The sequence below is a fragment of the Promicromonospora sp. NPDC110617 genome, from assembly GCF_055598465.1.
Window position 1 is genome coordinate 2,145,384 of record NZ_JBVKBM010000001.1, and the last position, 18,934, is coordinate 2,164,317.

The 18,934-nt window shown below is 73.3% G+C and carries 18 protein-coding genes; 11 read left to right on the top strand and 7 right to left on the bottom strand.

The window, feature by feature from the left end:
* Nucleotides 1-3 precede the first annotated feature (3 nt).
* On the bottom strand, nt 4-1,182 hold the full coding sequence (locus ACZ7LE_RS09420) for an ABC transporter permease (RefSeq protein WP_470403009.1): 1,179 nt from the start codon (nt 1,180-1,182) through the stop codon (nt 4-6).
* A 116-nt stretch (nt 1,183-1,298) separates the two neighbouring features.
* On the opposite strand from ACZ7LE_RS09420, the gene ACZ7LE_RS09425 reads away from it, so the two are divergent.
* From ACZ7LE_RS09425 to ACZ7LE_RS09475, 11 genes are all read left to right on the top strand, one after another.
* Nucleotides 1,299-1,892 carry a TetR/AcrR family transcriptional regulator gene (locus ACZ7LE_RS09425; protein ID WP_470403010.1) on the top strand — a complete coding sequence of 198 codons (594 nt, stop codon included), beginning with the start codon at nt 1,299-1,301 and terminating at the stop codon, nt 1,890-1,892.
* A 122-nt stretch (nt 1,893-2,014) separates the two neighbouring features.
* Complete coding sequence (locus ACZ7LE_RS09430; RefSeq protein WP_470403011.1) at nt 2,015-3,034, top strand: bifunctional riboflavin kinase/FAD synthetase; 1,020 nt, start codon at nt 2,015-2,017, stop codon at nt 3,032-3,034.
* A 70-nt stretch (nt 3,035-3,104) separates the two neighbouring features.
* On the top strand, nt 3,105-4,538 hold the full coding sequence (locus tag ACZ7LE_RS09435; RefSeq protein ID WP_470403012.1) for an ATP-binding protein: 1,434 nt from the start codon (nt 3,105-3,107) through the stop codon (nt 4,536-4,538).
* Between the two features lie 47 nt (nt 4,539-4,585).
* Nucleotides 4,586-5,266: an ABC transporter ATP-binding protein gene (locus tag ACZ7LE_RS09440; RefSeq protein ID WP_470403013.1), complete on the top strand. Its 681-nt coding sequence runs from the start codon at nt 4,586-4,588 to the stop codon at nt 5,264-5,266.
* On the top strand, nt 5,263-6,834 hold the full coding sequence (locus ACZ7LE_RS09445; RefSeq protein ID WP_470403014.1) for a DUF6297 family protein: 1,572 nt from the start codon (nt 5,263-5,265) through the stop codon (nt 6,832-6,834). The genes ACZ7LE_RS09440 and ACZ7LE_RS09445 overlap by 4 nt, the downstream gene beginning before the upstream one ends.
* A gap of 107 nt (nt 6,835-6,941) precedes the next feature.
* Nucleotides 6,942-8,855, top strand: a complete 1,914-nt coding sequence (locus ACZ7LE_RS09450; protein WP_470403015.1) for a peroxidase family protein — start codon at nt 6,942-6,944, stop codon at nt 8,853-8,855.
* 248 nt (nt 8,856-9,103) lie between these two features.
* Nucleotides 9,104-9,373 carry a 30S ribosomal protein S15 gene (gene rpsO, locus ACZ7LE_RS09455; protein ID WP_020016810.1) on the top strand — a complete coding sequence of 90 codons (270 nt, stop codon included), beginning with the start codon at nt 9,104-9,106 and terminating at the stop codon, nt 9,371-9,373.
* 221 nt (nt 9,374-9,594) lie between these two features.
* The gene (locus ACZ7LE_RS09460; RefSeq protein WP_470403016.1) at nt 9,595-11,841 is read left to right on the top strand and encodes a polyribonucleotide nucleotidyltransferase; all 2,247 of its coding nucleotides are present in this window, start codon (nt 9,595-9,597) and stop codon (nt 11,839-11,841) included.
* A 1-nt stretch (nt 11,842) separates the two neighbouring features.
* Nucleotides 11,843-13,171 carry a M16 family metallopeptidase gene (locus ACZ7LE_RS09465; RefSeq protein WP_470403017.1) on the top strand — a complete coding sequence of 443 codons (1,329 nt, stop codon included), beginning with the start codon at nt 11,843-11,845 and terminating at the stop codon, nt 13,169-13,171.
* 89 nt (nt 13,172-13,260) lie between these two features.
* Nucleotides 13,261-14,034, top strand: a complete 774-nt coding sequence (dapB, locus tag ACZ7LE_RS09470; protein WP_470403018.1) for a 4-hydroxy-tetrahydrodipicolinate reductase — start codon at nt 13,261-13,263, stop codon at nt 14,032-14,034.
* Between the two features lie 119 nt (nt 14,035-14,153).
* Nucleotides 14,154-14,597: a hypothetical protein gene (locus tag ACZ7LE_RS09475; protein ID WP_397393847.1), complete on the top strand. Its 444-nt coding sequence runs from the start codon at nt 14,154-14,156 to the stop codon at nt 14,595-14,597.
* 89 nt (nt 14,598-14,686) lie between these two features.
* On the opposite strand, the gene ACZ7LE_RS09480 is transcribed toward ACZ7LE_RS09475, so the two are convergent.
* The 6 genes from ACZ7LE_RS09480 to ACZ7LE_RS09505 all read right to left on the bottom strand — a co-directional run bounded on the left by ACZ7LE_RS09480 (nt 14,687) and on the right by ACZ7LE_RS09505 (nt 18,921).
* Nucleotides 14,687-15,985 carry an MFS transporter gene (locus tag ACZ7LE_RS09480; RefSeq protein ID WP_470403019.1) on the bottom strand — a complete coding sequence of 433 codons (1,299 nt, stop codon included), beginning with the start codon at nt 15,983-15,985 and terminating at the stop codon, nt 14,687-14,689.
* Nucleotides 15,982-16,548, bottom strand: coding sequence for a GNAT family N-acetyltransferase (locus tag ACZ7LE_RS09485; protein ID WP_470403020.1), 567 nt, complete (start codon nt 16,546-16,548; stop codon nt 15,982-15,984). The genes ACZ7LE_RS09480 and ACZ7LE_RS09485 overlap by 4 nt, the downstream gene beginning before the upstream one ends.
* Nucleotides 16,549-16,623: 75 nt before the next feature.
* Entirely contained in the window at nt 16,624-17,091 is a 468-nt protein-coding gene (locus tag ACZ7LE_RS09490; RefSeq protein ID WP_470403021.1) for a hypothetical protein, read from the bottom strand.
* Nucleotides 17,092-17,194: 103 nt separating this feature from the next.
* Entirely contained in the window at nt 17,195-17,698 is a 504-nt protein-coding gene (locus ACZ7LE_RS09495; protein ID WP_470403022.1) for a GNAT family N-acetyltransferase, read from the bottom strand.
* Between the two features lie 114 nt (nt 17,699-17,812).
* A complete protein-coding gene (locus ACZ7LE_RS09500; protein ID WP_397393302.1) occupies nt 17,813-18,133 on the bottom strand; it encodes an AzlD domain-containing protein in 321 nt (106 codons plus the stop codon).
* Entirely contained in the window at nt 18,130-18,921 is a 792-nt protein-coding gene (locus ACZ7LE_RS09505; protein WP_470403023.1) for an AzlC family ABC transporter permease, read from the bottom strand. Before ACZ7LE_RS09505 ends, ACZ7LE_RS09500 begins: the two co-directional genes overlap by 4 nt.
* Nucleotides 18,922-18,934: the final 13 nt, after the last annotated feature.

An 18,934-nucleotide genomic window follows, 5' to 3' on the forward strand; every position in this document is an offset into this window, starting at 1 on the left:
CCGTCAGGCCGGACCGGTCAGCGCCGGGGCCCGACGTGCCGTACCCGTCGCACGGGCGTGCCCCACGATCGACAGCAGCACGCCCGCGGCGGTCCACACGGCCAGCGCCAGCCAGGCCGCCGACGCGTCGGCGTCGGGGAAGTACGAGACGTCGCGCAGCAGGGTCGCGCTGGCGCCCGGCGGAAGCCACTGACCGATCTCGCCCCAGTGCCAGGGCAGGAACTCGGGCGGCATCGCCGCACCCGAGATCGGGTTCCCGACCAGCATCATGACCACCGGCCCGAGGGCGATACCCGCGCGTCCGAGCACGGCGACGAACCCGGTGATGGGGGCCGCGATCGCGGCGATCGACAAGGCGAGGGTGGCGGCGTCGAGCAGCCAGTCGCCCTGGACGGTGCCGAACCAGAAGTGCAGGATGCCCACGAGGATCCCGCCGCCGACCACCGAGTACACGGTGACGGCGAGCACCCGGCGCAGGGCCCCGGTGACGGCGATCGAGATGCCGATGCCGCCGATCATCCCGCCCAGCAGGAGCGGGAACAGGGCGGCGGTGAAGCCGGTGCCACGCGGGTCGTCGGCGGACAGCGGGACCACGTCGGTGACCGTCACCGTCGGGACCTGGGGCAGCTCGGGCGCCTCGGCGTCGCCGGCCGGCGGCGCCTGCGGCGTCTCACCCTGGGCCGCGGCCTCGAGTGCCTGCTGGACCGCGGCCTGCACGGCCGCGGCGGCCTGCTGCTGTGCCTCGGCCAGGGCGGCGGCCGTGGCCGCGTCGGCCTGCGCGCGGATGCCCTCCTGCAGCTGTGCGGCGATCTGCGTCATGAGCTGGTGCGTGACACCGCTCGCCGCGGAGGAGGTGAGCACCTCGGGCGCCTGGCCCGCGGCCGGGTCGCCGAGGACGATGCCGCCGTAGACCTCGCGCGTCTCGATGGCCTCGACGACGGCGGCCCGGTCGTCGGCCTCCATCAGCTCGACGGCTCCGGGCTGGGCCTCGTCGAGGTTCTCGCGGACGGCGCTGACGGCGTCGTCGGACCCGACGACGGCGACAGGCAGGTCGCGTGGCTCGGCCGTGATCGAGGGCCACGAGAACGCGAGCACGAACACGGTGAGCACGAGGGTGAGAGCCAGGGCCACTCCGATGACCCGGCCTGCCGGGGTGTGGGGCGCTGGTGCGTCGTAGGACAAGGGTTGCTCCATATCTAAAAAAACGAACGCTCGTTCTTTATGGGCAACCATGCTCCGCGACCGTATGCTTGTCAATCGCCTGGACATCCCCCAGGTCCCGACGACGGAGGTGGCCGGTGCCGAAGATCAGTGACGCTCGCCGGGACGCCCGCCGCGCCGAGATCGTCGACGCGGCGCGCCGCGCGTTCGCGACCAAGGGCTACCAGCACACCTCGATGGCGGACGTCATCGCGGAGGCGGGGCTGTCCACGGGAGCCGTCTACGGCCACTTCGAGGGCAAGCGCGAGCTGTTCACCGCCGTGGCCCGGTCCGTGCTGGCGCGCCGGAACGCCGATCTCGTCGAGGCCGCGGCCGACGGCGACCCGCCGGATCCCGCCGAGGTGCTGGAGATCGTGCTCACCGGGGTGCTGGGGGAGGGGATGGACCTCGGGCTCCTGGTCCAGCTCTGGGGCGAGGCCACCGTGGACCCCGAGATGCGCGCCGTGGTGAACGACGGGGTGGGCACGCTCCGGTCGGCCTTCGCCGGCGCCCTGCGGCACTGGTTCGAGGCGCACCCGGACCACGCGCCGGACGGCGTCGAGGTGGCCGTGGACCGGCTGGTGCCGGTGCTGATGGGCCTCGGCCAGGGTTTCATCTTCCAGTCGGCGATGCTCGACGGCTTCGACGGCCGGGCCTACCTGGACGGGGCACGCCGGATCCTGCCGCGCTGACCCGCCCGGACCGCGCCGACGACAGGACATCCCCGCGCTCGGGCTACGCTTGACGACGGTGCCGGACGCCGCGCGAGCGGCAGGAGGCACACGCGCCACCCGATTCATGAGGAGCAACCCGCGTGCAGCTGTGGACGGACCTGGAACAGGTTCCCCCGGGATTCGGGCCATCAGTGGTGACGATCGGCAACTTCGACGGCGTCCACCGCGGCCACCAGGCGGTGCTCGACCGCATCCTCCGGCTCGCCCGGAGCGACGCGGCCCGCGCCGTCGCCGTGACGTTCCACCCGCACCCCTCCGCGGTGCACCGGCCGGACTCGGCCCCCGAGCTGATCACGGGCCTGGAGGACCGCCTGGCGCTCATGGAGCGCACCGGTCTCGACGCGACCCTGCTGGTCAACTACACCCTCGACTTCGCGGCGCAGACGCCCGAGGAGTTCGTGTCCCGGTACCTGGTCGACGGCCTGCGGGCCCGCACCGTGGTGGTGGGGCACGACGTGCGCTTCGGCAAGCAGAACGCGGGCACGCTCGCCACGATGGTCGAGCTCGGTGGGCAGCACGGTTTCGAGGTCGTCGCGATCGAGGACGTCGGCGACTCGGCCGGCGAGGGCGAGGGGCACCAGCGGTGGTCCTCGACGGCGGTGCGCGCCCTGCTCGCGGAGGGCGACGTCGACCAGGCCGCCGACGTGCTCGGCCGCCCGCACCTCGTGCGCGGCACCGTGGTGCACGGCGACGCGCGCGGCCGCGAGATGGGCTTCCCGACCGCCAACCTCGGCGACATCACCGGCCTGGTCCCGGCGGACGGGGTCTACGCGGGCTGGCTGCGCCGCGGCACCGCCGCGACGTGCGCGAGCCTCGCCGGGCCGGAGCACGACCGGGCGACCGCCTCCGGCGCTGGCCTGGGGCAGGAGGAGATCCTGCCCGCCGCGATCTCCGTGGGCACCAACCCGACCTTCGACGGCGTGGAGCGCCGGGTCGAGGCCTACGTGCTCGACCGCACCGACCTCGACCTGTACGACCAGACGGTCGTGCTCGAGTTCGTGGCGCACCTGCGCCCGACGCTGCGGTTCGACGGCATGGAGCCGCTGATCGCCCAGATGAACGACGACGTGGCGCGGGCCCGCAAGATCCTGCGGCCGTAGGGCGGGCCTGCGGTCCGTAAACTAAGATTCAATCTTAGTAAGATTCGATCTTAGTTTACGGAGGCCGGCCATGGAGTTTCGCGGACGTGACCCGGACCTGCGCCGGCTCGCGGGCCTGCTGGACGTTGTTGAGGCAGGAACGGGCACCACGCGAGGCAAGGCACTGATCATGACTGGCCGACGGCGTGTCGGTAAGTCGCGCCTGGCGCAGGAGTTCTGCGATCGCAGCGGGCGTGACTACCTCGTGTTCCAGGCGACACGGGGACGCAATGCGATGGCCGAGCGGCGAGAGTTTCTCGCGACGCTCACCCAGTCGAGCCTGCAGGTGCCCGAGATCTTCGCGCACCTGAGCCCACCGGACTGGAACGGCACGCTCCGCGCGCTCTCCGAGGTACTTCCGGACGACAGGCCGACCGTTGTCGTCCTCGACGAGGTGCCGTGGCTGGTCGAGCAGGACCCGGAGTTCGAAGGGGCGCTCCAGACGGTCTGGGACCAGCACCTCTCGCAGAAGCCCGTGCTGCTGCTCCTCATCGGCAGCGACCTGTCGGTCATGGAGGCGTTGCAGACCTACGGCCGTCCGTTCTTCGGGCGTGCGACCAAGATCGACATCGCGCCGCTGAGCGTGGCGGACGTCCAGGCGATGGCTGACCTGGGTCCCGCGGACGCGATCGATGCGCACCTGATCACCGGCGGGTTCCCCGAGATCGTCCGGACCTGGGCATCCGGCCAGTCACGGGTCGAGTTCCTTCGCGGTGCACTGGGCGACCCGCTCGCGCCGCTTCTCGTCGCCGGCGAGCTCTCGCTGCTCGGCGAGTTCCCGGAGTCCTCACGAAGCAGGGCGATCCTGGAGGCCGTGGGCGACGGCGAGCGGACGTTCTCTGCCATCGCCGCGGCGGCCGGGAACTCGGGCTCCCTGCCGGCAGGCACGTTGAACCCCCTGCTCAGGACCTTGGAGGCCAAGCGGATCGTCGAGACCGACCTCCCGCTCTCGACGTCGTCGGACACCAAGAACAAGCGATACCGCCTGGGGGACCCGTACCTGCGTTTCTGGCTCGCCTTCCTGCGTCGCGCCATCCCACTCGTCGAGCGCGGGCGCGGGGACCTGGCGCTCGACCGCATCGAGCGGTCGTGGAGCACCTGGCGTGGCAGGGCGGTGGAACCGCTCGTCCGGGAGTCGCTGATGCGGGTCCTGCTCGGGTCCCGGTGGTCGGACATCGAGGCGGTCGGTGGATGGTGGAACCGGCAGAACAATCCTGAGGTGGACCTGGTGGGGGCCGACCGTGCCCCAACAGCACGGCGCGTCGAATTCATCGGCTCCGTGAAGTGGTACGAGGCCGACACGTTCGGGCGACACGAGCTCGACGACCTTGCCCGTGCACGTGGTGTCGTGCCCGGTACCGACCAGGACACGCCTCTGGTCGCCGTGGCCCGGAGCGGGTTCGAGGCCGGGCTTCCGCTGGCGGAGCACTGGGGGCCGGAAGAGATCGTCGCCGCCTGGCGATGACCGCCGGTGGCGGGAGATCTTTCCCGGACTCGTGCGTTGAGGTGGACATGACGTACCTCGAGCTGTCCGACCTGGTGGTCGGGTACGGCGGCAACGCCGTCTGCGCACCCGTGAACCTCACGCTGGGGGCCGGCGACATCGTCGCCGTGATCGGCGCCAACGGCACCGGCAAGTCCACCCTGCTGCGCACCGTGCTCGGCCTGCAGGAGCCGCTGTCAGGCACGGTGGGCGCCTTCGGCCGGGCCGTCGACGAGCGGGAGCGGCGCTTCCGCGCCCGCGTCGCGGGCGTGCTGGACGACGACGCGTTCTTTCCCGGCGTGACCGTCCGCGAGCACCTCGTGCTCACCGCGCGCGGTCACGGCGTGCCGGACGCCGGCGCCGTGACCGACCAGGTGCTCGACCACGTGGGCATCACACGCCACGGGAGCGCCATGCCGCACACCCTGTCGTCCGGGCAGCGCCGCCGGTTCCTGCTGGCGAGCGCCCTGGTGCGGCCGCGGGACCTGCTCGTGCTCGACGAACCCGAGCAGCGCCTCGACACCGCGATGCGGACCCGGCTGGGCGACACGCTGCGCGCCGAGGCGGAGGCCGGGACGGCGGTCCTGTTCGCCACGCACGACGACCGGCTCCTGGCCGCGACCGGCGCGAGCGCGGTGCTCCTGTCCGACGACGACGTCGTGCTGCTGGAGCCCGCCGAGGCGCCGGGCGTGCTGGCGGGCTTCCGGTGACGGGCGAGGCGCCCGGCCCGGAGGGAGCCACTGAGGTCGGCGGCTCGGGCGCCGCGACCGCTCCGGTGCTCCCGCGGCTCGTCGGCGTCGGCGAGGAGAGCTTCACCGGCGCAGAGCTGCGGCGGCTGACCGCGCGGGTGCGGGCGCACAACCTCCCGGCCGAACCGGGCCGGGTGGCGCTGGACGTCGCCGAGGTCGTGATCTCGCTCGCCCTGGTCGTCCTGTATCTCTGGGGCTTCGGCGGGCCGGTGCGGGAGCTGCTCGGCTCCGACGCCACCGCGTTCGGACTCGGCCCGGGCCTGGTCCAGGCCCTCGTGCTGGCGCTCGCCGTCGTCGGGGGAGCGTCGGTCGCGCTGCGCCTCGGCCCGGCCGGGCTGCCCGCCGCCGGAGTCCGCTGGTGGGTGCCCACCCCCGCCGACCGGGCCGGCCTCACGTCGCCGTCGGTGGTCCGCTCGGTGCTCGTCGGCATCGGCGCGGGCCTGGTCGTGGGCGGTGCGCCCGCGGCGCTCGCGGGCGTCGACCCGGCGGGGATCGTCGTCGACGCGGTGCTCGGCGGTGCCGTCGGGCTGCTGGTCGTCGCGGGGGCGGGCGTCCTGCAGGTCACGGGTACGGGGCCGGGGAGCACGCCCGGCCGGGTGCTCGACCTCCTGCTCGCCGCCGTGCCCGTGGCCGGCCTCGGCCTGGCGCTCTGGGCCCCCGCGTGGGCCGCCTGGGCCGTGCCGTGGAGCGTGCCCGCGGTGCTCGCCGCCGTCGGTGTCGTCGCCCTCGTGGCCTGGGCGCGTGGTCTGGACCGGCTCCGGGCCGGGGCGCTGCGCGCCCGCGCGTCGGCAGCCATGCAGGCCTCGGCCGCCCTGCTCTCGCTCGACGGCGGCGGCGTCAGCCGCGCCCTGGGCACCGGGCCGACGGCGTCGCGCGCCTTCGGCTGGGTGCCCCGGGCGGCGCGCGGCCCGGCGGGCGCCCTGCTCGCCGCGGACGCCGCCCTCCTGCTGCGCTCGCCCGCATCCCTCGCGGCCCTGCTCGCGCTGGCGTGCACCGGAGCAGTGGCCGTGCAGGTGCCCGCGCTCGCCGACGGGATCGGCCTCTGGGTGGTCCTGGCCGGCGCCGGGTACGCCGGCGCGCTCGCCGGGGCCGGCGGACCGCGGGCGGCCGGGGAGAACCCGCGGCTGGACGCCCTCGTGCCGCTGGGCGCCCGGACCACCCGCGCCGTCCGCACGGTGTGGCCGGCCTTCGCCGCGGGTGTCGTGCTGCTGCTCGTGGCCGTGGTCAGCGGCGGCGGGCCGTGGCTCGCGGTCGCGGCTCCCGCCGCCGTCGTGCTCGGAGCCGCTGCGATCCGGGCGGCGTACCGGGGGCCGGTGCGGTGGGACGTGCCGATGATCGCCACCCCGGCCGGCGCGTTCCCGACGGGGCTGGTGCTGCACCGGCTCAAGGGGCCCGATCTCGCGTTGCTCGGCACGATCCCCCTGGCGTGGGCGGTGGTCACCGGCGTGACGCCCGCGCTCGTCGTCGCACAGGTGGTCGCGGCTGCCGCCGCGGTCTACCGCGCGGCGCGCGCTGACGGGGTGCGCTGACCGCCCGCGCAGGTCGCGGCGGGTTCACCCGCCGAGGTGTACGTGGCTGTGGCCCACGTCACTCCGTCACTGGTGGAGGACCTTCACCCCCAGCGAAGGAGAGACCCATGGTCCAGACCACGCAGGCGCCGCCGCAGGGCGACCCGAACCACAGCCCGCACGAGGCGGTCGACCTGGCGCAGACGCCGGCCGGCCGTACGGTCCGGCGGATCGGCCACGGCGGTGTGTTCGTGCCCGCAGACCCGGACGCCCCGGAGGACCCGAAGGACAGCACGGCCACACTCATGCCGCGCACGGAGGCGGCGGTGCGTCGCGACCTGCGCGAGCACCGGTTCGACGCGACGACGTCGTTCGACTACCTGCTGCGCGACCTCGCGCGGGAGTTCCCGGACGCGCACCTGCCCGTGGGCGACCGCGTGGCGGCGACCCGGGACGCCCTCATGCGGCTGGGCGCCGGCATGATCGAGGCCCCGGCGCCGGCTCCGGGGGCGCCACCCGCGCCCGCCGCACCGCCGCGCGACTCCACGATCCCCAGCATCTACACGTACTGGGGCCAGTTCATCGACCACGACATCACGCTCAACACGAACGGCCCGGACGACGGCAGCGGCGCGCACGGCGACCAGGCCCTCGGCGACGTCGTGAACGACCCGTTCCGGGTGTTCGAGCCGGACGTCGTGCGCCGCAGCCTGCACAACGGGCGCATCCCGCTGCTCGACCTGGACAGCCTGTACGGCTCCGGCCCTCGGTTCACGGGGGAGAAGGACCGCGGCACCACGCGCAGCGAGGCGGCCTACGTGCCGGACTCGGCCAAGCTGCGGCTCGGCCGCATCGGCACCGAGCCGTTCGGGCCGTTCTCGCTCGTGGCGCCGGGTGACGACCCGCAGCGCGACCTGCCCCGCAGCACCGAGGCGGGCAGCGAGCGCATGCCGCTCATCCCGGACAGCCGCAACGACGAGAACCTGATCGTGGCCCAGTTCCACGTGGCCATGATCCGGTTCCACAACGCGGTGGTGGACTGGGTCGCGCGGCACGAGCCGTGGTTCGCGGTGACGCAGCGCGAGCTGTTCGACCGCGCCCAGGAGCTCGTCCGGTTCCACTACCAGTGGCTGGTGGTCAACGACTACCTGCGCACGCTCACGAAGGCCGGGGTGCTCGACTCGGTCCTGGCCACGGGGCCGACGCTCTTCCGGCCCGCCCGGCGGGTGTCGATGCCGCTGGAGTTCGCGGTGGCGGCGTTCCGGTTCGGGCACTCGATGGTGCGCGGCGCCTACGACTTCAACGTCAACTTCACCGGGAACGGCCCGGGCGGGGTGGCGTCGCTCGACCTGCTGTTCCGGTTCACGGGCAACGGCGGGCTGTCGCCCAACCCGGCGAACCCGGCGCCGGCGCTGCCGTCCAACTGGCCGGTCGAGTGGCCCCGGCTCACCGACAAGGGCGACCCCCTGGCGTTCCGCATGGCTCGCAAGATCGACCCGTTCCTGGCGGACGGGCTGGGCCACCTGCTCAACGAGGGCAACGCGGCACCCGAGCCGGTCAAGGCGCTGCTCAAGCAGCTCGCGCAGCGCAACCTGCTGCGCGGCTACATGCTGGCGATCCCGACGGGCGAGGCCGTGGCCGCGGAGCTGCGGGCGCGTCCTCTCACGCCCGCGCAGCTGCGGCAGAACGCGTCGCCCGAGGTGGTGGCCGCGCTCGACGCCCTGGACGGCACGCCGCTCTGGTACTACGTGCTCAAGGAGGCCGAGGTCCAGGGCAACGGCAACTTCCTGGGCGAGGTGGGCAGCTGCATCCTGGCGGAGACGTTCGTCTACCTGCTGCGGCTGGACCAGGAGTCGTTCATGCGCCGCCCCGGTGGCGACTGGACGCCGGCGTACGGTGTGCGGTTCGAGGACGGCCGGCTCATCACGACCATCTCGGACCTCCTGGCGTTCGCCGGGGTCTTCCCGATCGGCGAGGACGAGGCCGGGCTCCCGCTCTTCCGCCGCAACGGCGACGGCTACGCGGGCCACGACGGGGCGTGACCGTGCTAACTCCAGTGATGTGAGTGGTCGGTAGTTTGTCAGGTGGTCGGCACCCCGGGGTGCCGACCACCTGACAAACTACCGACCACTCACCTTCCGGACATCCGGTCACGGGTGGCGTCCCACCCACCGTCGGGCGGGGGCGTCAAGCACTGGTAATGTGGTACCGCCGTCAGAACGGCCGCGGATCCAGAGCGCCCCGGTGAATCAAGTCCCGGAGCACCGCGCAACGACACCGAAGGAGAGCCATGCCGCTCGACACTGCCACGAAGCAGCAGATCATTTCCGAGTACGGAACCAAGCCGGGCGACTCGGGTTCGCCGGAGGTGCAGATCGCGCTCCTCACGCAGCGCATCAAGGACCTCACCGAGCACCTGAAGGAGCACAAGCACGACCACCACAGCCGTCGTGGTCTGCTGCTCCTCGTGGGTCAGCGCCGTCGTCTCCAGGGTTACCTCAAGGGGATCGACATCGAGCGCTACCGCGCCCTGGTCGACAAGCTCGGCCTGCGCCGCTGATCATGCTTCCCACCAGCCCGGCCCCCGTCGCGGGGGCCGGGCTGGTCTGGTGAGATGCTGTAGTACGACAACTGAACACCGCCGCCCGTGACCTCGTCCGGTCCTCGGTAGTGGCTTCCCGAGTCCTTCCGCTCCACGCGAGCAGCGGCTCGGTGGGCCTCGATCGATGACCGTCGGGCACGGGGGCGTTCCAAGAGAACACCGAGAGAAGGAGGGCACCCGTGGAGGGTCCCGAGATCCAGTTCGCCGAGGCCGTGATCGACAACGGTCGCTTCGGCACCCGCACCGTCCGGTTCGAGACCGGACGCCTCGCCAAGCAGGCCGCCGGCTCCGTCGCCGCGTACCTCGACGGCGAGACCATGCTGCTGTCGACCACCGCGGCCGGCAAGCACCCCAAGGACCAGTTCGACTTCTTCCCGCTGACGGTGGACGTCGAGGAGCGGATGTACGCCGCGGGCCGCATCCCCGGCTCGTTCTTCCGCCGCGAGGGCCGTCCCTCGACCGAGGCGATCCTGGCCTGCCGCCTGATCGACCGCCCGCTGCGCCCCCTGTTCGTCAAGGGCCTGCGCAACGAGGTCCAGGTGGTCATCACCGTCATGGCGATCCACCCGGACGACGCGTACGACACGCTGGCGATCAACGCGGCCTCGGCGTCGACGCAGATCTCCAGCCTGCCGTTCGACGGCCCGGTCGGCGCCGTCCGCATCGCGCTGATCGACGGCCAGTGGGTCGCGTTCCCCAAGTACTCCGACAAGGAGCGCGCGGTCTTCGACATGGTCGTGGCCGGCCGCGTCGTCGGTGACGACGTCGCGATCGCCATGATCGAGGCCGAGGCCACCGACGGTGCCTGGAACCTCATCAAGAACGAGGGCGTCGCCGCGCCGACCGAGGAGGTCGTCGCCGAGGGCATCGAGGCGGCCAAGCCGTTCATCAAGGCCCTGTGCGACGCGCAGGCCCAGCTCGCCGGCCAGTCCGCCAAGGAGACGCAGGAGTTCCCGCTCTTCCCGGACTACCAGCCCGACGCGTACTCCGCCGTCGAGGCGGCCGTGACCGCGCCGACGCGCGACGCGCTCACCATCGCCGACAAGCAGCAGCGTGAGAACACGCTCGACGAGCTCAAGGCGACCGTCCACGAGCAGCTCGACGGCCAGTTCGAGGGCCGCGAGAAGGAGCTCTCCGCCGCCTTCCGCTCGCTGCAGAAGCAGCTCGTGCGCCAGCGCGTGCTGACCGACGGCGTCCGCATCGACGGCCGTGGCCTCGCGGACATCCGCACCCTCTCGGCCGAGGTCGAGGTGCTGCCCCGCGTGCACGGCTCCGCGATCTTCGAGCGCGGCGAGACCCAGATCCTGGGTGTCACCACGCTGAACATGCTCCGCATGGAGCAGCAGATCGACTCGCTCGGTCCGGAGACGCGCAAGCGCTACATGCACAACTACAACTTCCCGCCGTACTCGACCGGTGAGACGGGCCGCGTGGGCAGCCCGAAGCGCCGCGAGATCGGCCACGGCGCGCTCGCCGAGCGTGCCCTGGTGCCGGTCCTGCCGAGCCGCGAGGAGTTCCCCTACGCGATCCGCCAGGTGTCCGAGGCTCTCGGCTCCAACGGTTCGACCTCGATGGGCTCGGTGTGCGCCAGCACGCTGTCCCTGCTGAACGCCGGTGTGCCGCTGCGCGCGCCGGTCGCCGGCATCGCCATGGGCCTCGTGTCCGACACCGTGGACGGCGAGACCCGCTACGCCGCGATGACGGACATCCTGGGCGCCGAGGACGCGTTCGGCGACATGGACTTCAAGGTCGCCGGCACCAAGGAGTTCGTCACCGCCATCCAGCTCGACACCAAGCTCGACGGCATCCCGGCGTCGGTCCTCGCGGCCGCCCTGGGCCAGGCGCGCGACGCGCGCCTGACGATCCTGGAGGTCCTCGCCGAGGCGATCGACGTCCCGGACGAGATGTCCCCGAACGCCCCGCGCGTCATCACGGTGAAGGTCCCGACCGACAAGATCGGCGAGGTCATCGGCCCGAAGGGCAAGATGATCAACCAGATCCAGGAGGAGACGGGCGCGGACATCTCCATCGAGGACGACGGCACCGTGTACATCGGTGCCACCGACGGCCCCTCGGCCGAGGCCGCCCGCGCGGCGATCAACGCGATCGCCAACCCGCACGTCCCCGAGGTGGGCGAGCGGTTCGTCGGCACCGTCGTCAAGACGACGTCGTTCGGCGCCTTCATCTCGCTGTCCCCGGGCAAGGACGGTCTGCTGCACATCAGCCAGATCCGCAAGCTCGTGGGTGGCAAGCGCGTCGAGAACGTCGACGACGTGCTGTCCATCGGCCAGAGGGTCCAGGTCGAGATCGGCGAGATCGACCCGCGCGGCAAGCTCTCGCTGGTCGCCGTCACCGACGAGGAGGAGTCGGCCTCGTCCGACGCCGCCGAGCCGGCCGCCGAGGCCACCGCACCCGCGGAAGCCTGACATGACGTGGCACCTGCCGCTCGTACCCACGGGCGAGCCCGGTGCCGAGCTGACCGCCGGGCAGGACGGCGCGACGATCCGTCGCTCCGTCCTGCCCGGCGGCGTCCGTGTGCTCACCGAGAACATGCCGGGCCAGCGCTCGGCCACGGTGGGCGCCTGGATCGGCGTCGGCTCGCGGGACGAGACCGACGGCCACTTCGGCTCGACGCACTTCCTGGAGCACCTGCTCTTCAAGGGCACGGCGCGGCGCACGGCCATGGACATCGCCGAGGCGTTCGACGCCGTCGGCGGTGAGGCCAACGCGGCCACCGGCAAGGAGCACACCTGCTACTACGCGCGGGTGCTGGACTCCGACCTGCCGATGGCGGTCGACGTCATCTCCGACATGGTCACGTCCGCGCGCCTGGACGCCGACGAGCTCGAGACCGAGCGCGGCGTCATCCTCGAAGAGCTCGCGATGAACGACGACGACCCGACCGACGTCGTGCACGAGCAGTTCTCCGCCGTCGTGCTGGGCGACCACGCGCTGGGCCGCCCCATCGGCGGCACGCCGGAGACGATCAACGCCGTCCCGCGCGACGCCGTCTGGGACCACTACCGGTGGAACTACCGGCCGGAGACCCTGGTCGTCACGGCGGCCGGCGGCATCGACCACGACAAGCTCGTGCAGCAGGTCACCCAGGCCCTGACCGACGGCGGCTGGGAGCTCGACGCCGCGACGCGGCCGCGGGACCGCCGCCCCGCCACGGAGGACCGGGCCGGCGTGCCCGAGGCGGGTGCCGAGCTGACCGTGCAGCGCGCCGTCGAGCAGGCCAACATCATCGTGGGCTCCACGGGCATCTCGGCCACGGACGACCGGCGCTTCGCGTTGTCCGTGCTGAACGCCGTCCTCGGCGGCGGCATGTCGTCGCGGCTGTTCCAGGAGATCCGCGAGAAGCGGGGCCTGGCGTACTCGACGTATTCGTTCGCCTCGGCGCACGGCGGCCTCGGCACGTTCGGCCTGTACGCGGGCTGCGCGGCCGCCAAGGCGGACCAGGTCACCGAGCTGCTGGTCGAGGAGCTCGAGAAGCTCGCGCACGACGGCATCACCGAGGCCGAGCTCAAGCGGTCCGTGGGGCAGCTCTCCGGCGGCACGGTGCTCGGCCTGGAGGACTCGGGGTCGCGGATGAGCCGCCTGGGCAAGGCCGAGCTCGTGTACGGCGACCTGCTGTCGCTGGCCGAGTCGCTCGAGCGCATCCAGGCGGTCACGGCCGCCGACGTGCAGGACCTGGCGCAGGACCTCGCGGCGCGGCCGCGCTCGGTGGTCCGCGTGGGCCCGTTCGACAACTGAACCGCATCGCTGAGTGCTGGGTATTTGTCGTCCCGGAGGCTTCGGGACGACAAATATCCAGCACTCAGCGAGGAACTAGGGTGTAGATCGTGAGTGACATCAAGGTGGCCGTGCTCGGCGCGACCGGGCGCATGGGCACCCAGGCCTGCGCCGCGGTCGAGGCGGCCGACGGGCTCCAGCTCGTCGCCCGGCTCGGGCGCGGCGACACCGTCTCCGCCGAGACCCTCGCCGGGGCCGACGTCGCGGTGGACTTCACCGTGCCGGCGGTCACCGAGGCCAACGTGCACGCGGTGCTCGACGCCGGTGCACACGCCGTGGTCGGCACCACGGGGTGGGACGACGCCGCCCGCGCGCGGGTCTCGGCCCACCTCACGGAGCTGTCGCCCGGGGGCCAGGGCAGCAGGGGCGCGCTCGGCGTGCTCATCGCCCCGAACTTCGGCCTCTCGGCCGTGCTGGCCATGACGTTCGCCGCGAAGGCGGCGCGCTACTTCGAGTCGGCCGAGGTCGTCGAGCTGCACCACCCGAACAAGGTGGACGCGCCCTCGGGCACCGCCCGGCACACCGCCGCAGCGATCGCCCGGGCGCGCGCCGAGGCCGGCCGCGGCCCGTCACCGGACGCGACCGAGACGGGCTGGGAAGCCCGCGGCGCCGACGTCGACGGGGTGCGCGTGCACGCCGTGCGGCTGCGCGGGCTCGTGGCGCACGAGGAGATCCTGTTCGGCAACGAGGGGGAGCAGCTCGTGATCCGGCAGGACTCGTTCGACCGGGCGTCGTTCATGCCCGGCGTGCTGCTCGCGATCCGCTCCGTGGTCTCGCGCCCCGGGCTGACCGTGGGCCTCGAGCACGTGCTGGACCTGTCGTGAACGAGCCCGCGGCGGAGCGCCCGGGCGAGCCGACGCCGCCGTCGCCCACCTCCTCGGAGCCGACGGCGCCGTCGTCACCCGCGCCGTCGGAACCGACACCGGGGCAGCCGCGCCGCAGGCTGCCCCGCGGCCTGCCGGGGGCCATCGCCGTGACGGCGCTGCTCGCGCTGTACGTGTGGCAGATCGCCGGGCGCGGCGTCTCGATGATGCGCACGGGCGAGCCGGTCCTCATCGCGATCGGCCTGGGCGTGCTGATCATCCCGCTGCTGGTCATCGGGCTGATCGCGCGCGAGTACTGGCTCGCGGCGACCGTCCAGCGCATGGCGGACACGCTGTTCGCCGAGGGCGACCTCCCCGTGGACGACCTCCCGCGCTCGCCCGGCGGGCGCATCGACCGGGCCGCCGCCGACGCGGCCTTCGAGCCGTACCGCGCGGCCGTCGAGGCGACGCCCGAGAGCTGGCGCGCCTGGTACCACCTGGCCTTCGCCTACGATGCGTCCGGCGACCGCCGCCGCGCCCGCGAGGCGCTGCGGCGCGCGTCGCGGCTGTTCCGCACCGCCTGACGGCGTCGCCGGCCGGGCGCGTCCCGCCCGGCCGCCGGGCCCGGCCGTCCCGCCGGCCGGGCCGGACCCGCCGCGAGGGCGCCCCCGCGTCAGGCTGCCTCGGACGCCGCTACGGCCTCCGTCCCGAGGTGCGTCGGCACCCAGCGCACCGCCACCAGCACGAGCCCGATGACGAGCAGCACCGACGTGAGCATGAACGGGTAGGTGCGGTCGATCCCGGACAGCCAGCCGGAGATCCAGCCGAACGGTGCCGCGGCGAGCATGATGCACGTGCGCTGGAGCGCCATCACGCGCGACCGCTCGGCCTCGTCCACGTGCAGCGCCACGAGGGACTCGGAGAGCATGAACAGCATGCCCGCACCGAAGCTGTCGAGCAGCAGGCACAGGCCGAGGAACGCATACGTGGACACCGTCGCGGCGCCCGCGGACGCGGGGATCGCGACCAGTACGACCTGGCCGGCGAGGTGCACCCCGAACCCCAGGAGCGTGGCGCGCCGGAGGTCCACGGCGGTGGTGAGCAGCGGGATGAGCGTGAAGAAAAAGACCACCGACAGCACCGAGCGGACCATCGGGAAGAAGGGCAGCAGCGCGTCCGGCACGTGCAGGTGCTGGCTGGCCACCACCTGCCAGAACGTGCCGTTGACGAGCGTGACCGCCGCCGTCAGCGCGGCCACGGCCAGCGCCAGCAGCGACCCGCGCGAGCGCAGCAGCAGCCCGAGCACACCGCGGTACCCGGCCAGGAGGCGCCAGACGCTGTGCCCGCGGGTGGCGGCCATACGGATCTCGCCCTGGCGGGTCTCCTTGGACCACAGGTAGAGCCAGACGATCTTCACCGCCATCACGATCGCGGCGTTGACGTACAGGATGCGGACGGCGGGCTCGAGGCCGAGCTGGGCGACGAGGAGGGCGGCCAGCGGCGCGAACAGCGCCGAGCAGTCGGCCGCGACCTTGACCAGCGAGTAGATCCGGGTGATCTGGCCCCGCTCGGCGTCCTCGACCATGAGGCAGTCCCACGAGTTCTGCGTCACCTGCATGGCGCCGTTCACCAGCGACGCCGCGAGGAAGAACCAGAAGTTCTCCGCGAACGCCCACAGCAGGCACGGGATCACCCACGCGATCACGTCGAACCACGCCGTCGTGGCCCGCCGCCCGAGCCGGTCCGTGATGATGCCGCCGGCCAGCCCGAAGCCGACCTGGGAGATCATGGCGATGGTCGCGAGCAGGCCGATCTGCTCGTCGTGCAGGCCCAGGGCCAGCATGAACACCGAGGCGTACGGCAGGACCAGGGCCATGGACAGCCCCCACAGCGGCTCGGTCCACACACAGGCGCGAGGGTTGCCACGGAGCTCGACGAAGGTCCGCCAGAGCGGGTTGCGGGTGCGGTTCACCGGGAAAGTGAAGCACCTCCGCGCCCCGGGTCGCGCCATGATTCCACGTTGCGTTCCATGCAGACGAGGTCCGCCCGCTCGTCCCACGGGTCGACGACGACGAAGCCCAGCCGCTCGTACAGGGCGAGCGCACCGGTGCGCCACCGCCAGACGGAGAGCGCGACGGTGCGCACGCCGGCGTCGGCCGCGTGGTCCAGGGCGTCGCCGATCAGCCGCGAGGCGACACCCCGGCCCCGCAGCTCCGGGGCGGTCCAGAGCCGCTTGAGCTCCGCGCGTGCACCGCCGGACGCGGTGCTCCCGCCGCCGGACGTGGTCACCACGAGGCAGCCGACGGCGGTGTCGCCGCTGTGTGCCAGCAGCACGACGTCGTCGGCGAACGCGGCGCGGGGGTCGTCGATCTCCGCGCGGTAGCGGGCGGGCAGCGCGTCCGCGTCGCCGACCGGTACGCCCTTCTCCGCCTCGGTCTGCAGGTGGTACGCGGTCAGCAGCGCCGTGAGCCCGTCGCCGGGGGAGTCCGGCTCGAACCGCTGGACGACGACGGCTGGCGCTTCCGTGCTGTTCAAGGTGGTGCTCTTCCGGTCGCGCGGCAGGTCAGTCGGTGCTTGTCTGCCGACTGAGCCTGCGGTTCCGCTTCGGGCTCAGTCGGTGAGGCTGGTCCAGCAGTACATCCCGTGCCGCTCGTCGGCCGCGCGGGCGGCGAGCGCCCCGAGGGACAGCAGCGCCGTGACGAGGGCCTGCGGGGAGGCATCGGGCGTCGTCGTGCCCGACCACTCGCGGGCGGCCTGGGCGAGGCGCGTGGGGCCGGCGGAGGCGAGGTCGTCCACGAGGGTCTGGGCGACCGTGACGATCCAGGGCCCCTCCTCGCCGCCGCTGCCGACGAGCGCACCGTGCCGCGGGTGCGCCGTGACCTCGGCGTACGGGCGGCCGGAGAGCACCCCGGCCAGCCCGCCGAGCATCACGAACGGGTCCACGGCCGGCACCGCGACCGAGTCGAACCGTGGCTGGTCGGTGCGCAGGTCGGGCTCGGACGGCCCGCCGGGCGCGTGGAGCGCCGTCGCCGCCACCTCGTCGGTGGCGGCTACGAAGTACTCCGTGCGAATCCCCATGCCGTCGATGCTCGCAAGGTCGTGTCACGGGACTGTCACGCGGGCGTGAAACCTGGGGTTCGCCTGCCGAACACGGTGACGCGGCGCCGTGCCCGGGGCGGCGTCAGATCTGGGCGGACCAGCGGTGCTCGACGACCTCGCGCACACCCGTCGCGAGCGTCCGGCTGCGGCCGTCCTCGCCGAGGCCGCTCGCCTCCAGGAACTGCGCGCGGGCCGTGTCGTCCACGAGCGCCCACGTGGTGACGGTGTCCGAACCGTCCGCACGGAGCCGGTCGACGGCGGCCGCGAGCAGCCGCGAGCCGTGGCCGCCGCGCTGCGCCTCGGGCAGCACCTCGAGCGAGAGCACCTGGCCGGGGGAGACGGCGGCGAACCCGACGACCTTGGGCCCCGCGAGCGCCACGAGCACGGCGAACCCCGGCCCGGGCGGCGACGTGATCGCGGAGGCCCAGCGCTCGCGCATGGCGGGCACGTCGAGCGCCTCGAGCACCCCCTCGCCGAGAACGCCGGTCGCACGCCAGGACGCGACCTGCACATCGGTCACCGCCGCCTCGTCACCGGCGACGGCGGGGCGGACGGACACATCGGCGGTCTCGCGGAAAAGGGCCACGCTCAACCCTAATGCCCGCCGCCGGGGCGGTGTTGACCACAGCAGTTGTTGCCAGGGCCGGCCCGCCCGTGGCAGCAACCGCTGTGGTCAACACCGGCCGGGGTCCAAGGGGCGTCAGCCCCAGCCGAGGGCGCGGAGGCCGGCGGCCGTGCCCGCGGCCAGGACCACCACGAGGATGAACGGGGCGCGCAGGGCGAGGGCCAGGGCCGCGACGGCGAGCGCGGGCACGCGGGCGTCGACGACGAGCGTGCGGCCGTCGGCGAAGCCCTGGACCACGACGAGCGAGACCAGCAGCGCCACGGTGACGAGCGTGGTGACGCGCGAGACGCGTTCGGAGGCGAGCCAGGAGCGCGGCACGAGGTGCCCGCCGAGCTTGAGCGCGAAGCACGCGAGTGAGGCCACGAGCACGGTGGTCCAGAGGGCGGCGGTGGTCATCGGGCGGGCTCCCGGTCGGTCTCGTTCTCGGGGCTGTCGGTGGATGCCTCGTCGACGAACACGCCGTCGGCAGGCGGTGCGACGGTGGGCGCCGTCGGTGAAGCGGCGGGCGCCGTCGGCGCGACCAGCCCCACGACGATCGCGACGGCGGCCGCGGCCAGCACGGGGATGCCCGGCGGCACGAAGGGGATGAGCGCCGCGGTGGCCACGACGGCGAGCCCGGCCACGAGCTGGGCGCGGCGCGGGGTCAGCCGGGGCCAGACCAGGGCGAGGAACGCGGCGGCAGCGGCGGCGTCGAGCCCCCAGGCCCGCGGGTCGCCCAGGGCGTCGCCGGCGAGCGCGCCGAGCAGCACGAACGCGTTCCAGAGCACGTAGACGCCGACCCCGGTGACCCAGAACCCGATCCGGGACGCGGCAGGGTCGGGCTGCGCCACGGCGACCGCCGTCGACTCGTCGATCGTGACCTGCGCGGCGGCCAAGCGGCGCCAGCCGCGCACCTGGAGCAGCGGCGAGACCACGGCGCCGTACAGCGTGTTCCGCAGGCCGAGCAGCGTGGCGGTGGCGATCGCGGCCACGGGCGTGCCCGCCGCGCCGATCACGCCGACGAGGGCGAACTGCGAGCCGCCCGAGAACATGAGCAGGCTCAGGGCCATGGTCGGGCCGAGGCCGACGCCTGCCGCGACGGACAGGGCGCCGAACGAGATGCCGTACAGGCCGGTCGCCACGGAGACGCTCACGCCCTGGCGGACGGCGGCCCGGGCCGCCGGGGCGGTGGGGAGGACCTTCACGCTGTGAGGCTAC